Origin of the sequence: Plantibacter sp. VKM Ac-2876, assembly GCF_015350715.1 — a bacterium.
Taxonomy (GTDB): Bacteria; Actinomycetota; Actinomycetes; order Actinomycetales; family Microbacteriaceae; genus Plantibacter; species Plantibacter auratus.
This window is the reverse complement of the sequence record NZ_JADKSI010000002.1, coordinates 654,411-669,593: the sequence shown is the minus strand read 5'-3', so window position 1 is coordinate 669,593 and position 15,183 is coordinate 654,411. Positions and strand designations below refer to the sequence as shown.

Genomic DNA, 15,183 nt, shown 5'->3' with positions numbered 1-15,183 from the left:
ATTCTGGCGAAGCGTCCGGGTCGGGCCCATCCGGCATGACCCTGAGTGCACCCTGATCCTGCCGTCCCAGGGTGCCGACCGCACCCCGAACTGCTTGGATGGCTCCATGGGAACCGAGGTGATGATCCGTCCGAGGCGCCGCCTGCTCGGCGGTGTCTGCGCCGGCTTCGCCGAGCACACCGGTCTCCCCGTCGCCGCGGTGCGGACGGCGACGGTCATCCTCGCGTGCTGCGGCGGAGCGGGCCTGCTCCTCTACGTGTGGCTGTGGGTCATGACGCCGACGCAGGGCGCGGACGCACCGCTCGATCCCCGGGAGCACCTGCTCCGGCCTGCCTCCAACGACGACGGAGAGGACCTCGACGGCCCCCGTCGCGCGCCGATCACGGAGGTGCTGCTCGGGATCGCCCTGCTCGCGGCCGGGACCGCACTGATCGCGACCCGGACCGGGCTGGACATCCCGCTCGAGGCCGTCATCCCCGTCATCGTCGTCCTCGCGGGAGCCGCACTCGCGTGGCGGCAGTTCGGCGAGCGTGGTCGCGGTGAGGGCTCACGTGCCCTCCTGATCCGCGTGCTCGGAGCGCTCGTCCTCGTCGTCCTCGGCATCCTCCTGTTCTTCGTCACCGGTGACCGCCCGAACATGTGGACGGTCATCGTCGCCGCGATCGCCGTGCTCCTCGGGGTCGCCGTGGTCATCGCCCCCTGGGCGCTCCAGCTCAACCGCGACCTCGCCGACGAGCGCGCCGCGCGGATGCGCGAGGCCGACCGCGCCGAGATCGCCGCGCACCTGCACGACTCCGTGCTCCAGACGCTCGCGCTCATCCAGCAGCAGGCCGGTCCGGGGAGCGAGGCGTCCCGTCTCGCGCGGGCACAGGAGCGCGAGCTGCGGAACTGGCTCTTCTCCGGCGGGACCGCTCCGACGGGCGACCTCGCGACCGAGCTGCGGACCATCGCGGCCGCGGTGGAGGCCGACCACGCGGTGCGCGTCGACGTCGTCGCGGTCGGGCGTGCGATCGACGACGCCCCGGAGCCGCTCCTCGCCGCCGCACGGGAGGCCGTGCTCAACGCGGCACGTCACGCCGGCGGCGACGTCTCCGTCTACCTGGAGACGGCACCGCAGCGGATCGAGGTGTCGATCTCCGACCGCGGCCCCGGCTTCGACCTGGAACAGGTCCCGCGGGACCGCCTCGGGGTGCGGGAGTCGATCATCGGCCGGATGCAGCGCATCGGTGGCGAGGCGACCATCCGTTCGGGGCCCGGCGGGCGAGGTACCGAGGTCCGTCTCGTCCTGCCCGTCCACGACGCCGCGCCGACTGCGCCGCAGCCCGACACCGTCCCGACCGTTCCGAGGAGCCGACCATGAGCGACCGACCACTGACCGTCGTGATCGTCGACGACCATTCCATCTTCCGTTCCGGCCTGCGCAGCGAACTCGATCCCGGCATCGAGGTGCTGGGCGAGGCCGGCGACGTGGAGGAGGCGATCCGAGTGATCGGGGAGACGCGCCCGCAGGTCGTGCTGCTCGACGTCCACCTGCCGGGCGGCACTGGTGGCGGTGGTGCGGACGTGATCGCCGGCTCGGTGACGACCGCGCCCGCCACCCGGTTCCTCGCGCTGAGCGTCTCGGACGCCGCCGAGGACGTCGTCCGCGTGATCAGGGCCGGTGCACGCGGCTACATCACGAAGAGCTCCTCGGGTGCCGAGGTCGCGGAGGCCGCACGGCGGGTGGACGACGGCGACGCGGTCTTCTCGCCTCGCCTCGCGGGCTTCGTCCTGGACGCCTTCGGCGCCGTGACGGGGGAGACGGCGGAGTCCGTGGACGAGCTCGACCGGCTGTCCGCCCGTGAACAGGAGGTCATGCGCCTCATCGCCCGTGGTTACGCCTACAAGGAGGTCGCGACGGAGCTGTTCATCTCCGTGAAGACCGTGGAGACCCACGTGTCGAGCGTGCTGCGCAAGCTGCAGCTGTCCTCACGCCACGAACTGGCCGCCTGGGCGCTGCAGCGTAAGCTCCTCTGACCACGCGGGCCGGAACCGACATCGGCCGACAGCGAACGACCAGTGCGCGCTCAGGAGCCCGGCGGTAGCCTGAGAGACATGATCATCCGTCGGGCGTTCTACTACTGGCGATTCGCTGCGATCTTCGTGCTGCCCGCCTGGCCGTTCGTCGGATGGGGACTCTTCGGTGAGAGCGGCTGGAGCCTGTTCGGGCTCTTCATCGCCATGCCGATCCTCGCCATCGCGCTCGCCGCGATCGCGTTCCTGATCTCCGCCAGGGCCAGCGTCCGGACGACGAAGCTCGTGTCCTGGACGGACGTCGGCCTGCTCACGCTCTGGCACATCACGATCATCTGCTTCGGCTCGTTCAGCTCGGGCGTCGCCCTCTGGGCGGTCCTCGGCGTCGTCGCCGGCCTCGCCGCCTTCTGGGGCGTCATCGCGCAACTCATCTCCGAGACGGCACGCCGCGCCCGGGAGACGATGGCCGAATTCGAGCGCATGGCCGCTGCAGCCGGGCCAGGCACGGTCCCCGGATCGGCGATCCCGCCGCAGCCGCGGTTCGATCCCGGTCCGATCGACGGCGGCGAGTTCATCGTGATCGAGGAGTCGAAGCCCGACGAGCGCCGCTGAGCGGTCGTATCCACCGTCGTCGCCTGCGTCGTCCGGGGCCCGGTTTCCCATCCGAGGCCCTTTCATGACACAATTGCTGTTTGTGCCTCCGCAGTTCTGCCACAGGGGAACGCCGGCATCGGGCACACCCTTCCTTCCGAACGTATTCAGCGGTCGACCTGTGGCGGTCGCAGAGATGGAATCATCATGCACATTCTCGACTCAGTCGATGCAGCATCCCTCAAGTCGGACATCCCCGACTTCCGCGCCGGCGACAACGTCAAGGTGCACGTGAACATCATCGAGGGCAACAAGTCCCGTATCCAGGTCTTCCAGGGTGTCGTCATCGGCCGCTCCAACGAGGGTGTCCGCGAGACCTTCACGGTCCGCAAGGTGAGCTACCAGGTCGGCGTCGAGCGTACCTTCCCGGTGCACTCCCCGAACATCGACCACATCGAGGTCGTCACCCGCGGTGACGTCCGTCGCGCGAAGCTGTACTACCTCCGCGAGCTCCGTGGCAAGAAGGCGAAGATCAAGGAGAAGCGCGACAACTAGTCATCCTCCCGGTCGCCCTCCGCGATCATTCCTGAGCTCCCCACCGGATAAGCTGGTGGGGAGCTCAGGCGGTTAAATGACAGACAATTCCCTGGCGGCAGACGCGTCGCCCGATCACCAGCAGCGCCCTCGCGGCAAACGCGGAGCGCTGCTCTTCCTTCGCGACCTCCTCATCATCTTCGTGGTCGCGCTGCTGGTCTCCTTCCTCATCAAGACCTTCCTTGTCCGGTCGTTCTACATCCCGTCCGGGTCGATGGAGAACACGCTGCAGATCCAGGACCGCATCCTGGTGAACGAGCTCGTCCCCGACGTGGTCTCGCTGAACCGCGGCGACGTGGTCGTCTTCCAGGATCCGGGCGGCTGGCTCCCGCAGACGGTCGAGGCTCCGCAGCCTCCCGTCACCGCAGCCGTCGAATGGGTGCTGTCGATCTTCGGCCTCGTCGCTCCCGACAGCGACGACCACCTGATCAAACGCGTCATCGGCTTGCCGGGCGACCACGTGTCATGCTGCAACCCGCTCGGGCAGATGACGGTCAACGGGGTTCCGCTGAACGAACCGTACGTGAAGCTTCCGGCCGGCACCGAGAAGGTGTCCGGAGACCCGTTCGACATCGTCGTCCCGGAGGGCTCGCTCTGGGTCATGGGCGACAACCGGTACAACTCGAAGGACTCCCGGTACAACGGCGACACCCCCGGTGGGGGCTTCGTCCCGATAGACAACGTCGTCGGGCGCGCGTTCGTCATCACCTGGCCGTCCAGCAACTGGGCTTGGCTCGACAACTACCCGACCGTCTTCCAGGGCATCCCCGCCCCAGAAGAGGAGTGATGGCCGTCAGCGAACCGACCCTCGAGGTCGAGCACGAACTGTTCGCTACGGGTGTCCCGTCGGTCATCGGCATGGACGAGGTGGGTCGCGGAGCGATCGCCGGCCCGGTCGCCGTCGGCGCCGCGCTGGTCGCCCCGGCGTGCGGGCCGTTCCCTGAGGGACTCCGCGACTCGAAGCTGTTGAGCGAGCGAGCGAGGACCCGCCTGGAACCGCTGGCCCGCGAGTGGGTGTTGTACGGGGCCGTCGGACTCGCGAGTCCGGCGGAGGTCGACGAACTCGGCATCACCGCGTGCCTCGGACTCGCGGGCCGTCGAGCACTGCTCGAACTGCACGCCGTCGGCGCGGACGTCGCGGGATCGACCGTCCTGCTCGACGGCAACAGCGACTGGCTGAGCCGGGCGCTCCAGCGACCGCTCACCATCACCACGAGGGTCAAAGCGGATCGGGACTGCGCGTCGGTCGCCGCAGCGTCCGTACTCGCCAAGGTGCACCGCGACCGACTGATGATCGAGTTGCACGAGGCACTGCCGGAGTACGGGTGGGAGGGCAACAAGGGATACGGCTCGGCGCAGCATCTGTCGGCCCTCTCCGAGCACGGCCTGACCCTCCACCACCGGAGCAGCTGGCTGCCCGCCTACACGTAGACTGGAGAGACCATGGACGAAGACGAGTTCGAAGACTACGACCGCGAGGTCGAACTGGCCCTCTACCGCGAGTATCGCGATGTCGTGGGTCAGTTCAAGTACGTGATCGAGACCGAGCGCCGGTTCTACCTCGCCAACGAGGTCGACCTCGTGCGACGCGACACGGCGAACGACTTCTACTTCGAGCTCTCCATGACCGACGTCTGGGTGTGGGACGTCTACCGGTCCGACCGGTTCGTCAAGAGCGTCCGAGTGCTCACGTTCAAGGACGTCAACGTCGAGCAGTTGTCCTCGCGTGACTTCGAGCTCCCGAAGGAACTCACGCTCGACGAGTAGGGCGCGGTTGCCGTGACCGACAGCGCTCCACAGGCGCGCTTCGCCGCACGCTCGTCGACGGCGGACCCACCTCTGAGTAACGAGTCTCGTCTGCACGCTTGGCTGGATGCCAGGAGGTGCACATGGCACGGAAGGACGAGCTCGGCCGACGCGGCGAGCAGGTGGCGGCGGATCATCTCGAGGCGTGCGGATACCGCATCCTCGACCGCAATTGGCGATGCCCGCAGGGTGAACTCGACCTCGTCGCGGACGACGACGGCACGCTGGTCTTCGTCGAGGTGAAGACCCGTTCCGGCGTCGGCTTCGGTGATCCCGCAGAGGCGGTCACGCCGAGCAAGCTGGCCCGGATCGGTCGCCTCGCCGGGGCCTGGTGCGCTGAGCACCGACCGCGCTCGAGGCGGATGCGCGTCGACGTCGTCGGCATCGTGCTGCCCTCCGAAGGGGACATGCGACTCCAGCACCTGCGGGGAGTCTCCTGATGGCCGTCGCACGCACCTGGTCGGTCGCACTCGCCGGACTCACTGGCGCGATCGTGGAGGTCGAGGCGTCGGCCGCCGCGACCGTGCCGGGCATGGCGATCGTCGGCCTTCCCGACAAGTCGCTCGGTGAGGCCGCACACCGCATCAAGAGTGCGACGGCGAACTCCGGCTGCGAGCTGCCCGGTGGCAAGCTCACGATCAACCTGTCTCCCGCGTCGCTGCCCAAGCAGGGGAGCGCCTTCGACCTCTCCATGGCGATCGCCTGTCTCGCCGTGGGAGGCCTTGTCCGCCGGGAGTCCGCCGAGCGGGTCGTGCACCTCGGTGAGCTCGGGCTCGACGGTCGGCTCCGTCCGCTCGTCGGCGTGCTGCCGGCCGTCCTCGCCGTCGCCCGCGCCGGTTACGACGCGGTGATGGTGCCGACGGCCAACGTCGAGGAGGCGCAGCTCGTGCCTGGCGTCACGGTGATCGGGGCGACCTCGCTGCGTGATGCGGCCATCTGGCACGGTGCAGAACTGACCGCGATCGACCTCGAACCGGTCCGGCAACGGGTCGACCGGATACCCACGCCCGACCCACTCGATCTCGCGGACGTGGTCGGACAACCGGACGCGGTCGATGCAATGGTCGCGGCGGCGGCCGGCGGGCACCACGTCATGATGGTCGGACCTCCCGGTGCCGGCAAGACCATGCTGGCCGCCCGGCTCCCCGAGATCCTTCCCGACCTCGAGCCCGAGGCAGCGGTCGAGGTCAGCTGCCTCCGCTCGCTCATCGGTCTGCCGCCAGACGGCGCGCTCGCCCGACGACCACCGTGGGAGAGCCCGCACCACTCGTCATCGGCAGCGGCGATCATCGGTGGCGGTTCGCGCCAGATCCGGCCCGGGGCAGCCGCGCGCGCGGCGCACGGCGTGCTCTTCCTCGACGAAGCACCGGAGTTCCGCGCCGACGTCCTCGACTCACTGCGTCAGCCACTCGAAGCCGGCGTGGTCACCGTGCATCGTGCGCACGGCAGCGCGACGTTCCCGGCCGCCTTCCAACTCGTCCTCGCCGCGAACCCCTGCCCCTGCGGCCAGTACGGCACGGCGGACGGCGTCTGCACCTGTCCACCGCAGGCCCGTCGACGCTATCTCGGGCGGATCTCGGGGCCGCTCCTCGACCGGATCGACATCCGCGTGCGGGTGCACAGGATCACCTCGGCACTGACGAGTCTCTCGCAGGAGGGTGGGGTCTCCACCGCTGAGGCCCGTTCCCGCGTCGAAGCGGTGCGGGCCGCGAGTGCCGAGCGGTTGGCCGGCACCGGCTGGACCACGAACGCACAGGCGAGCGGCACCTGGCTCAGGAGCCCGCGGATGCGGCTGCCCAGGTCCGTCACCACCGCATTGGACCGCTCCCTCGAGCGGGGAGGGATCACCATGCGTGGCTACGACCGCATCCTCCGACTGAGCTGGACGCTTGCCGACCTCGACGGGGCCGGTAGCCCCACAGCCGACCACTTGGGGCGCGCCCTCTTCCTGCGGAAGGGCATCTCATGAGCGCGTGGTTCGGCTTGGACCGCGACTTGGTCGAACGCCTCGTCCGTGGACTCGGCGGCCTGGAGCCGGCTGAGGCCGTGGGCGGTCCTCGCGCAGATGGAGGTGCCGAGCACATCTCGGAGGCCGACGACAACGTCGGCAACACCGGGATACGGGCGGCCTTCGCTCGGGCAGCCTGGACGATGATCGCCGAACCGGGCGATGGCGTGGCCGGGCTCGTGGTCGGTGCGCTCGGCCCTGCGGGCGCACTGTCAGCGGTTCTGGACCGGGTGGGGCCGACCGAACTGCAGCGCCGTATCCTCGGCAGCGAGTGGTCGAGGGGCTCGGGCTCGACGTCGGCCGATGCCGAGTCCGAGGATCCCGCCGCGATGCCCGCCTCCCGCGTGCTCGGAAGTGCGCTGGAACGCTGGCGCCCCCGTCTCGTCTCGGCTGACCTCGTCGCCGCATGCGAGGTGGCCATCGAGGTCGGCGTCCGACTACTCCTGCCAGGCGCTCCGGGCTGGCATGCGGGGTTCGACCACCTCGGTGTGCACGCGCCGCACGCCCTCTGGCTGCGTGGTTCTCCCGAAGTCCCTGCGGGAGAACGCGCCATCGCGTTGGTCGGGGCCCGGGCCGCGTCCGGTTACGGCGAGCACGTCACCCTCGAGGCGGCGGCCGGGCTCGTCGATCGGGGCTTCGCGATCGTGTCGGGTGCCGCGTACGGCATCGACGGCGCGGCGCACCGAGCCGCCCTCGGGAGCGGCGGCCTGACCGTGGCCTATCTCGCAGGTGGGGTCGATCGGCCGTACCCGGCCGGTCACGATGCGCTCATCCGTCGGATCCGCGAGGCCGGTGGAGCCGTCATCAGCGAATCACCGTGCGGGTCGACACCGTCCAAATGGCGATTTCTGCAGCGGAACCGACTCATCGCCGCAGCCTCGGCTGCGACGGTGATCGTGGAGGCCGGCGACCGCTCCGGGTCGATCAACACGGCGGGTCACGCTGCGTCCCTCGGGCGTCCGCTCGGAGCCGTGCCCGGCCCGGTCACGAGTCCGTCGTCGGCGGGCTGCCACCGCCTGATCCGTGAGTACGCCGCCACCTGCGTGACGAACGCCGAGCAGATGGCGGAACTCGCCGGATGGACCGCGGTCGACGCGGACGCGCAGGCGTTCGCCTCGCCAGAGGAACGCCGGGTCCGTGATGTGATGAGCGCGCGCTCGCCGCGCACCGTCGAAGCGCTTGCGAAAGCGAGTGGGCTGAGTCCTCGAGAGGTCAGCGGCGTGCTCGGTGCGCTCGATCTCGCCGGGGCCGTCGAGGAACGCGAACGAGGGTGGGTGCTCGTCGGGGGACGGGCGTGAGGTGATCGGTCGGCGGGGGAAGGCCACGGCGTCGGACGCGTGGGGCATGCTGTCCACGTGGACATCTGGAGCAGCATCGACGGGTTCTCGGAGCATCTCGCTTCCGAGCGTCGGCTGTCGCCGCAGACCGTTCGCGCCTACGCCTCCGATCTCCGGCAGCTCGCCGACTTCGCCACCGGACGCGACGTCGAGCTCGTCGACGGCGTGACGCTGGACCTCCTCCGAGACTGGCTCTGGGCCGCTTCCGAGGCAGGCTCGTCCAAGGCGACGCTCGCGCGACGCACCGCGACGGCCAAGGCCTGGAGCGCCTGGCTCCTGCGCACCGGCAGGGTCGATTCGGACGTCGCTGCACGTCTCCGGAGTCCGAAGACGGGTCGGACCCTGCCACGCGTCGTCGGCCGGGGCCCGTTCGACGACCTCCTCGCGGGGCTCGAGGACCGCGCCGCATCGGGGGAGCCGAACGCCCTCCGCGACCTCGCCGTCGTCGAACTGCTCTACGCCTCGGCCCTCCGCGTGTCCGAGCTGTGCGGACTCGACCGGGACGACCTCGACCTCGACCGACTCACCGTCCGTGTCACGGGCAAAGGCGACAGAGAGCGGGTCGTTCCGTTCGGCGTCCCCGCTCAGTCGGCGATCGTCGACTACCTCACGAGCGCCCGCCCGCAGCTGGTCGCCCGTGCAGCCGCGAACGACCGCGGACCGACGCCCGGTGCAGCCCTCTTCCTCGGCGCGCGCGGAGGGCGGCTCGGCCCGCGCTCCGTCTACACGCTCGTCGCCCGGCTCCTCGACGCCGTGCCCGGTGGTGGTCCGGCAGGGCCTCACGCCCTGCGGCACACCGCCGCGACGCACCTGCTCGACGGGGGAGCGGACCTCCGCGCGGTCCAGGAACTCCTCGGCCACGCGAGTCTCGCGACGACGCAGATCTACACGCACGTCTCCGTCGAACGCATCAAGGAGAGCTACCGCAACGCCCACCCGCGGGCCTGAGCCCCCGCCGTCGCGGTCAGTGGGAGCAGGACGGCCGGAGGCACCTCGCCGAGCAGCAGCATCGGATTGACGTAGACGCCGTCGAGCCGCACCCCGAAGTGCACGCAGCCGTCGGCGCAGTGTCCGCCGACGCCGACCGTCCCGATCGGTGCCCCGCGGGTCACGCGGCTACCGACGTCGACCGAACCCACCACCGGCTCGATGCTCGAGACGTGTCCGTCGTCGTGCCGGATCACGACGAGTGGGCGGTCGACCACCGTCCCGCTGAACGTCACGACGCCGGCGGCCGCTGCGGCCACCGTCTGACCGGGCGATGCCGCGATGTCGACACCCCGGTGGCCGGCGCTGTACGGGTCGGGTGGCGCGACGAACGGCTCGGTGACGACGTGCGGGTGAGCGATCGGCCAGCTCCAGGCCGGCGCCGCCCCAGACGTGCTCATGGGTGCGAGGAGCACCAGGCAGGAGATGAGGAACCAACTGGCGATCGAGGTCATCATGATCCGAGCCTGACGGGCTCGGGAGAGCGAGGGCGGGTGGGCGCCTCGGAGCGGGGAGACGGACCTGGTCGGACGGCCTGTGGAGCGCCGTCATCACGGTGGCCTGATGCTATGCTGAACGGAGCACCTCGCTCGTCGGGGTGACTACGCGTGCCATTTCGGCCACCACTTCCAATCGGTCCTCGCTCTCCGGAGCGTGGCGGACGTGCGCCGGGCACCAGGGACGAGGCCATCCGGTCCGTCAGACAACCGAGGCACTCCCACCCGTCCGCGTCAGCGGTGCGGTGGCGAGCGCAGAACAGGAGAACGGCTCATGGCCGTCGTAACCATCCGCCAGCTGCTCGACAGCGGCGTGCACTTCGGGCACCAGACCCGCCGTTGGAACCCGAAGATGAAGCGCTTCATCTTCACCGAGCGTTCCGGCATCTACATCATCGACCTGCAGCAGTCGCTCGGCTACATCGACCAGGCCTTCGACTTCGTCAAGGAGACGGTCGCCCACGGCGGCACCATCCTCTTCGTCGGCACGAAGAAGCAGGCGCAGGAAGTCATCGCCGAGCAGGCGACGCGCGTCGGCCAGCCCTACGTCAACCAGCGTTGGCTCGGTGGCCTCCTCACCAACTTCCAGACGGTGTCGAAGCGACTCGCCCGCATGAAGGAGCTCGAGGAGCTCGACTTCGAAGACGCCTCCAAGAGCGGCTTCACCAAGAAGGAACTCCTCATCAAGAAGCGCGAGCTGGACAAGCTCCACAAGTCGCTCGGTGGTATCCGCAACCTCTCGAAGACGCCGTCGGCGCTCTGGGTCGTCGACACCAAGAAGGAGCACCTCGCGATCGACGAGGCGCGCAAGCTCGGCATCCCGGTCATCGGCATCCTCGACACCAACTGCGACCCCGACGAGGTCACCTACCCGATCCCGGGTAACGACGACGCGATCCGTTCCGTCGGCCTGCTGACGCGCATCATCGCCGACGCCGCCGCCGAGGGTCTCATCCAGCGCCACCAGAAGCCGACCGAGGGCGACGCCCCGGCCGAGCCGCTCGCCGAGTGGGAGCAGGAGCTGCTCCAGGGCGGCGAGCAGGGTTCCGCCGAGACCGAGAAGGTCGCCGATGAGGCGATCGCCGCAACCGACGCCGTCGAGGCAGCCCCGGCTGTCGAAGACGTCGAGGTCGCTGCAACCGAGTCCGCCGCCGACGCCGAGGGCGCAGCTGCCGCCGTCGTCGCCGACGAGAAGTAATCAAGGAGGACACCAGCAATGGCCAACTTTTCTCTCGCTGACCTGAAGGTGCTGCGCGAGCAGCTCGGCACCGGCATGGTCGACACCAAGAACGCACTCGTCGAAGCCGATGGCGACGTCGAGAAGGCGACCGAGATCCTGCGTCTCAAGGGTGCGAAGGGCAACGCGAAGCGTGCCGACCGCTCCACGAGCGAGGGCCTCGTCGCCGCGAAGGAGAACGGCGACACCGCCACGCTCATCGAGCTCGCCTGCGAGACCGACTTCGTCGCGAAGGGTGAGAAGTTCCTCGCCCTGGCCGACCTCGTCCTCGACGCAGTCGTCGCCGCCGGCGCGACCACCGTCGAAGAGGGGAACGCGGCTCCGGCCGACGGCAAGACCGTCGCCGAGGTCATCGCGGACTCCGCTGCGATCATCGGTGAGAAGTTCGAGCTCCGCCGCCTCGCGGTGGTGCACGGTGAGCACTTCGCCGTCTACCTCCACAAGACGAACAAGGACCTGCCCGCGCAGGTCGGCGTGGTCGTCGGCTACACGGGCGACGACGCGGAGACAGCTCGCAGCATCGCGCAGCACATCTCGTTCGCCAACCCGTCCTACCTCAGCCGCGACGACGTCCCGGCCGACGAGGTCGAGAAGGAGCGCGAGATCGTCACCGAGATCTCGAAGAACGAGGGCAAGCCCGAGGCTGCACTGCCGAAGATCGTCGAGGGCCGCGTGACCTCGTACTTCAAGCAGGTCGCGCTCCTCGAGCAGGACTACGCCAAGGACAACAAGCTGTCCGTGCAGAAGGTGCTCGCTGACGCGGGCCTCACCGTGACCGGGTTCGCCCGCTTCAAGGTCGGCGCGTAGCAGTTGTGACGGGGTCCGGATCGCCAGTGGCGATCCGGACCCCTTTGCGTGCGCGGGCATACCCGTGCACGTGGGATCGGTGACGATCCAGCCAGCGAGTCGACGGCTGTCGCGGACAGCGGGCGGCTCCTGACGCTAAGTTGTGTGAGGGACGAGGAAGGACAGGCGGATGCCGGAGAAGAAGCGCAGGGTACTGCTCAAGCTGTCAGGTGAGGCGTTCGGAGGCGGCCAGTTGGGCGTCAACCCCGACGTGGTCGGGTCGATCGCCCGCGAGATCGCTGAGGCGACCGCCGAGGTCGAGGTCGCAGTGGTCGTCGGAGGCGGCAACTTCTTCCGCGGAGCCGAGCTCAGCCAGCGCGGCATGGACCGCGGCCGAGCCGACTACATGGGCATGCTCGGAACGGTCATGAACGCCCTGGCGCTCCAGGACTTCCTGGAACAGGCCGGCGCCGCCACGCGCGTGCAGTCGGCCATCGCCATGACGCAGGTCGCCGAGCCCTACATCCCGCTCCGTGCCGAGCGACACCTCGAGAAGGGTCGCGTCGTCATCTTCGGAGCGGGCGCCGGACTCCCGTACTTCTCGACCGACACCGTCTCGGCACAGCGCGCGCTCGAGATCGGAGCCGTCGAGGTCCTCGTCGCCAAGAACGGCGTCGACGGCGTCTACACCGCCGACCCCCGCGTCGACCCGACGGCGACGAAGATCGACACCATCTCCTATCAGGAGGCGCTCCAGCGCGGCCTCAAGGTCGTCGACTCGACGGCCTTCAGCCTCTGTATGGACAACGGCATGCCGATGCGCGTCTTCGGCATGGAGCCGGCCGGCAACGTCACGGCGGCCATCCGCGGTGCCGCGATCGGCACCCTCGTCACCTCCGCCTAGGCGGCAGGGCGGCCAGGCCGAGGCCCGCCGCCCGACTAGACTGAACCCAGTAATGCAATCAAAGGAGTGCTCGTGATCGCGGATGTCCTCTCGGATGTTGGTACCCGGATGTCGAAGGCCGTCGAGGCCGCGAAGGATGACTTCGCCACGGTGCGTACGGGTCGCGCCAACCCCCAGCTGTTCCAGAAGGTCCTGGTGAGCTACTACGGCACGCCGACGCCGCTGGCGCAGCTCGCCTCCCTGCAGAACCAGGAAGCTCGCACGATCGTCGTGACGCCCTACGACAAGTCCGCACTGCGCGACATCGAGCAGGCGATCCGCGACATCCCGAACCTCGGCGCCAACCCGACGAACGACGGCACCGTCATCCGGGTCACCATGCCCGAACTGACCGCTGAGCGTCGCAAGGAGTACGTCAAGATCGTCCGCGGCAAGGGTGAAGACGCGAAGGTGTCGATCCGCAACATCCGTCGCAAGGGCAAGGACGACCTCGAGGCGCTCAAGAGCGAGGTCGGCGATGACGACGTCGCACGCGGCGAGAAGGAGCTCGAGGCCGTCACGAAGGCGCACATCGACGCCGTCGACGCCGCGCTGAAGGCCAAGGAGACCGAGCTGCTCTCCATCTGAGCCGCTGTCCCACCGCTGATTCCGTTCGCCGACCGGTCCCTCGACCGACGGCACGCCCGCTGGAGGTACCTGTGGAAGACGATGTCGCTCCCGGGCGATCGAGCGATCCGTCGAAGCCCGAGCCCGGCCGGTCCGGCAAGTCGGGCTCGCAGGAGTTGCGGTCCCAGCTGAAGGACCGCCGCGCGAAATTCGAGCGGCAGGTCGACGCCAAACGCGCCGACATCGAACGGCAGGTCCAGGCGACGAAGGCGCAGTTCGACGCGACGAACGAACGCATCGAGGCGCGCGTCGGCCGCAACCTGGTGAACGCCATCCTCATCGGGGTGGCCGCAGGCGGCATCATGCTCGTGAGCCTGATCATCTTCAAGGTGATCTTCGTCGTCCTGGCCTCGGCCGTGGTGGCCTTCGCCACGCTGGAGCTGCGGAAGGCCCTCGAGCAGACCGGGCGCCGGGTCCCGGCGATCCCGACCGTCATCTCGGCCGTCGCGATGCAGCCGGCGGCGTTCTTCCTCCACGACGTCTGGCGTTGGTCCGTCGTCCTGCTCGGCATCCTGCTCGTCATCGTCTGGCGCGTGGCCGAGCAGGCCATCGCCTCGAAGCGGACCGACCTCCCCACGCTCGTCCGCGACCTCGCGTCCGGGACGTTCATCCAGGTCTACGTCCCCTTCCTCGCCTCCTTCGCTGTGTTCCTGGTCGCCCAGCCCGAGGGCGAGTGGTGGACGCTCGCCTTCCTGATCCTCGTCATCTGCGTCGACGTCGGCGCCTACGTGAGCGGTCTGTCGTTCGGCAAGCACAAGATGGCGCCCGTGATCAGCCCGAACAAGACCTGGGAGGGCTTCGCCGGGGCTGGTGTCGTCTCGGTCGTGGCCGGCGTGCTGCTCGCGATCCTCATGCTCGGTGTTCCGTGGTGGGTCGGTGTCCTGCTCGGCCTGCTGCTCCTCGGCAGTGCCACGGTCGGCGACCTCGCGGAGTCGCTCATCAAGCGCGACATCGGCGTGAAGGATATGAGCTCGTGGCTTCCGGGGCACGGGGGATTCCTCGACCGCCTGGACTCGATCCTGCCGTCGGCGGTCGTCGCCTACGTGGTCTACCTCCTGTTCGGCGGACTCGCGGTCTGAGTCCCTGCGCGGTCCGATTTCGCCCGATCAGCCCCTCATGGGGGAGAATGGTCCGGTGAGCACGATCTTCCCCACCGCAAAACGTTCGAAGCGTGGCTACGATCCGGCCGAGGTCGACGAGTTCCTCGACCGCGCTCGCGCCGCCTACGGGCAGGACACCGACGCCGACGCCGATGCGATCCTCAGCGCCGAGGACATCCGGCACGTTGCGTTCCGGCTCGTCCGGGGTGGCTACAGCACCGAGCATGTCGACGCGGCGCTCGAGCGACTCGAGGACGCCTTCTCGCTCCGCGAGCGGGAGCGGTCGGTCGAGGAGCGCGGCGCCAAGGAATGGCTGCGCGACGCCCGCGGCACCGCGCAGGTCATCCTCAACCGGCTGACGAGGCCGGAGGGCCAGCGGTTCCAGCGCGTGAGCCTGCTCGCCCGCGGCTACAGCCGGAAGGACGTGGACGCCCTCGCGGATCGCCTCGTCGCCTACTTCCACGACGGCACACCGCTCAACATCGACCGCGTCCGCACGGCCGTGTTCCGCAACGAATGGGCCGGTTACCGCGAGTCGCAGGTCGACGCACTGCTCGACAGCGTCGTGGACGTCATGCTGGCGGTTCGCTGAGCGTCGGGCGACCAGGTGGCCTGATCAGGCATTCTCGGCTACCATCGATGCATCGTGCCTCAAGA

18 protein-coding genes are annotated in these 15,183 nt (G+C 69.2%); 17 read left to right on the top strand and 1 reads right to left on the bottom strand.

Going from position 1 to position 15,183, the window contains the following annotated elements:
• Window positions 1–106: 106 nt before the first annotated feature.
• From ITJ62_RS09500 to ITJ62_RS09450, 11 genes are all read left to right on the top strand, one after another.
• Window positions 107–1,360, top strand: a complete 1,254-nt coding sequence (locus ITJ62_RS09500) for an ATP-binding protein (RefSeq protein ID WP_194601354.1) — start codon at window positions 107–109, stop codon at window positions 1,358–1,360.
• Entirely contained in the window at window positions 1,357–2,016 is a 660-nt protein-coding gene (locus ITJ62_RS09495; RefSeq protein WP_194601351.1) for a response regulator transcription factor, read from the top strand. The genes ITJ62_RS09500 and ITJ62_RS09495 overlap by 4 nt, the downstream gene beginning before the upstream one ends.
• 78 nt (window positions 2,017–2,094) lie before the next feature.
• The gene (locus ITJ62_RS09490) at window positions 2,095–2,625 is read left to right on the top strand and encodes a hypothetical protein (protein WP_086473558.1); all 531 of its coding nucleotides are present in this window, start codon (window positions 2,095–2,097) and stop codon (window positions 2,623–2,625) included.
• A gap of 186 nt (window positions 2,626–2,811) precedes the next feature.
• Window positions 2,812–3,159, top strand: coding sequence for a 50S ribosomal protein L19 (gene rplS / locus ITJ62_RS09485; protein WP_056006851.1), 348 nt, complete (start codon window positions 2,812–2,814; stop codon window positions 3,157–3,159).
• A gap of 76 nt (window positions 3,160–3,235) precedes the next feature.
• Complete coding sequence (gene lepB, locus ITJ62_RS09480; protein WP_124769107.1) at window positions 3,236–3,985, top strand: signal peptidase I; 750 nt, start codon at window positions 3,236–3,238, stop codon at window positions 3,983–3,985.
• A complete protein-coding gene (locus tag ITJ62_RS09475) occupies window positions 3,985–4,629 on the top strand; it encodes a ribonuclease HII (protein WP_194601348.1) in 645 nt (214 codons plus the stop codon). The genes lepB and ITJ62_RS09475 overlap by 1 nt, the downstream gene beginning before the upstream one ends.
• A gap of 12 nt (window positions 4,630–4,641) precedes the next feature.
• The gene (locus ITJ62_RS09470; protein WP_071260887.1) at window positions 4,642–4,965 is read left to right on the top strand and encodes a DUF2469 domain-containing protein; all 324 of its coding nucleotides are present in this window, start codon (window positions 4,642–4,644) and stop codon (window positions 4,963–4,965) included.
• A 122-nt stretch (window positions 4,966–5,087) separates the two neighbouring features.
• A complete protein-coding gene (locus ITJ62_RS09465) occupies window positions 5,088–5,444 on the top strand; it encodes a YraN family protein (RefSeq protein ID WP_064296323.1) in 357 nt (118 codons plus the stop codon).
• Window positions 5,444–6,973 (top strand): YifB family Mg chelatase-like AAA ATPase, encoded by a 1,530-nt coding sequence (locus ITJ62_RS09460; RefSeq protein ID WP_194601345.1) that lies wholly within the window; start codon window positions 5,444–5,446, stop codon window positions 6,971–6,973. The genes ITJ62_RS09465 and ITJ62_RS09460 overlap by 1 nt, the downstream gene beginning before the upstream one ends.
• Entirely contained in the window at window positions 6,970–8,310 is a 1,341-nt protein-coding gene (gene dprA / locus ITJ62_RS09455) for a DNA-processing protein DprA (protein WP_228498137.1), read from the top strand. Before ITJ62_RS09460 ends, dprA begins: the two co-directional genes overlap by 4 nt.
• A gap of 57 nt (window positions 8,311–8,367) precedes the next feature.
• Window positions 8,368–9,297 (top strand): tyrosine recombinase XerC, encoded by a 930-nt coding sequence (locus tag ITJ62_RS09450; RefSeq protein WP_194601341.1) that lies wholly within the window; start codon window positions 8,368–8,370, stop codon window positions 9,295–9,297.
• Here the strand turns inward: ITJ62_RS09450 and ITJ62_RS09445 are convergent.
• Window positions 9,270–9,794, bottom strand: a complete 525-nt coding sequence (locus tag ITJ62_RS09445) for a murein hydrolase activator EnvC (protein WP_194601338.1) — start codon at window positions 9,792–9,794, stop codon at window positions 9,270–9,272. The genes ITJ62_RS09450 and ITJ62_RS09445 overlap by 28 nt on opposite strands.
• A gap of 313 nt (window positions 9,795–10,107) precedes the next feature.
• Between ITJ62_RS09445 and rpsB the strand changes: the two genes are divergently transcribed.
• From rpsB to ITJ62_RS09415, 6 genes are all read left to right on the top strand, one after another.
• Entirely contained in the window at window positions 10,108–11,031 is a 924-nt protein-coding gene (gene rpsB / locus ITJ62_RS09440; protein ID WP_064295105.1) for a 30S ribosomal protein S2, read from the top strand.
• A gap of 18 nt (window positions 11,032–11,049) precedes the next feature.
• The gene (tsf, locus tag ITJ62_RS09435; RefSeq protein ID WP_064295106.1) at window positions 11,050–11,877 is read left to right on the top strand and encodes a translation elongation factor Ts; all 828 of its coding nucleotides are present in this window, start codon (window positions 11,050–11,052) and stop codon (window positions 11,875–11,877) included.
• 169 nt (window positions 11,878–12,046) lie between these two features.
• Window positions 12,047–12,760 (top strand): UMP kinase, encoded by a 714-nt coding sequence (gene pyrH, locus ITJ62_RS09430; protein WP_056006822.1) that lies wholly within the window; start codon window positions 12,047–12,049, stop codon window positions 12,758–12,760.
• A 72-nt stretch (window positions 12,761–12,832) separates the two neighbouring features.
• Window positions 12,833–13,387 (top strand): ribosome recycling factor, encoded by a 555-nt coding sequence (gene frr / locus ITJ62_RS09425; RefSeq protein WP_194601335.1) that lies wholly within the window; start codon window positions 12,833–12,835, stop codon window positions 13,385–13,387.
• A gap of 71 nt (window positions 13,388–13,458) precedes the next feature.
• Window positions 13,459–14,505: a phosphatidate cytidylyltransferase gene (locus ITJ62_RS09420; RefSeq protein WP_240043907.1), complete on the top strand. Its 1,047-nt coding sequence runs from the start codon at window positions 13,459–13,461 to the stop codon at window positions 14,503–14,505.
• A gap of 55 nt (window positions 14,506–14,560) precedes the next feature.
• Window positions 14,561–15,118, top strand: coding sequence for a DivIVA domain-containing protein (locus ITJ62_RS09415; protein ID WP_370581881.1), 558 nt, complete (start codon window positions 14,561–14,563; stop codon window positions 15,116–15,118).
• The last annotated feature ends 65 nt before the right edge of the window (window positions 15,119–15,183 follow it).

Excerpts from the sequence above, each read along its gene's own strand:
- lepB (WP_124769107.1), top strand. The coding sequence starts at position 3,236 with ATGACAGACAATTCCCTGGCGGCAGACGCGTCGCCCGATCACCAGCAG.
- ITJ62_RS09445 (WP_194601338.1), bottom strand. The coding sequence starts at position 9,794 with ATGATGACCTCGATCGCCAGTTGGTTCCTCATCTCCTGCCTGGTGCTC.
- rplS (WP_056006851.1), top strand. The coding sequence starts at position 2,812 with ATGCACATTCTCGACTCAGTCGATGCAGCATCCCTCAAGTCGGACATC.
- ITJ62_RS09460 (WP_194601345.1), top strand. The coding sequence starts at position 5,444 with ATGGCCGTCGCACGCACCTGGTCGGTCGCACTCGCCGGACTCACTGGC.
- ITJ62_RS09490 (WP_086473558.1), top strand. The coding sequence starts at position 2,095 with ATGATCATCCGTCGGGCGTTCTACTACTGGCGATTCGCTGCGATCTTC.
- tsf (WP_064295106.1), top strand. The coding sequence starts at position 11,050 with ATGGCCAACTTTTCTCTCGCTGACCTGAAGGTGCTGCGCGAGCAGCTC.
- ITJ62_RS09470 (WP_071260887.1), top strand. The coding sequence starts at position 4,642 with ATGGACGAAGACGAGTTCGAAGACTACGACCGCGAGGTCGAACTGGCC.
- ITJ62_RS09475 (WP_194601348.1), top strand. The coding sequence starts at position 3,985 with ATGGCCGTCAGCGAACCGACCCTCGAGGTCGAGCACGAACTGTTCGCT.
- ITJ62_RS09495 (WP_194601351.1), top strand. The coding sequence starts at position 1,357 with ATGAGCGACCGACCACTGACCGTCGTGATCGTCGACGACCATTCCATC.
- pyrH (WP_056006822.1), top strand. The coding sequence starts at position 12,047 with ATGCCGGAGAAGAAGCGCAGGGTACTGCTCAAGCTGTCAGGTGAGGCG.
- dprA (WP_228498137.1), top strand. The coding sequence starts at position 6,970 with ATGAGCGCGTGGTTCGGCTTGGACCGCGACTTGGTCGAACGCCTCGTC.
- ITJ62_RS09465 (WP_064296323.1), top strand. The coding sequence starts at position 5,088 with ATGGCACGGAAGGACGAGCTCGGCCGACGCGGCGAGCAGGTGGCGGCG.
- rpsB (WP_064295105.1), top strand. The coding sequence starts at position 10,108 with ATGGCCGTCGTAACCATCCGCCAGCTGCTCGACAGCGGCGTGCACTTC.
- ITJ62_RS09500 (WP_194601354.1), top strand. The coding sequence starts at position 107 with ATGGGAACCGAGGTGATGATCCGTCCGAGGCGCCGCCTGCTCGGCGGT.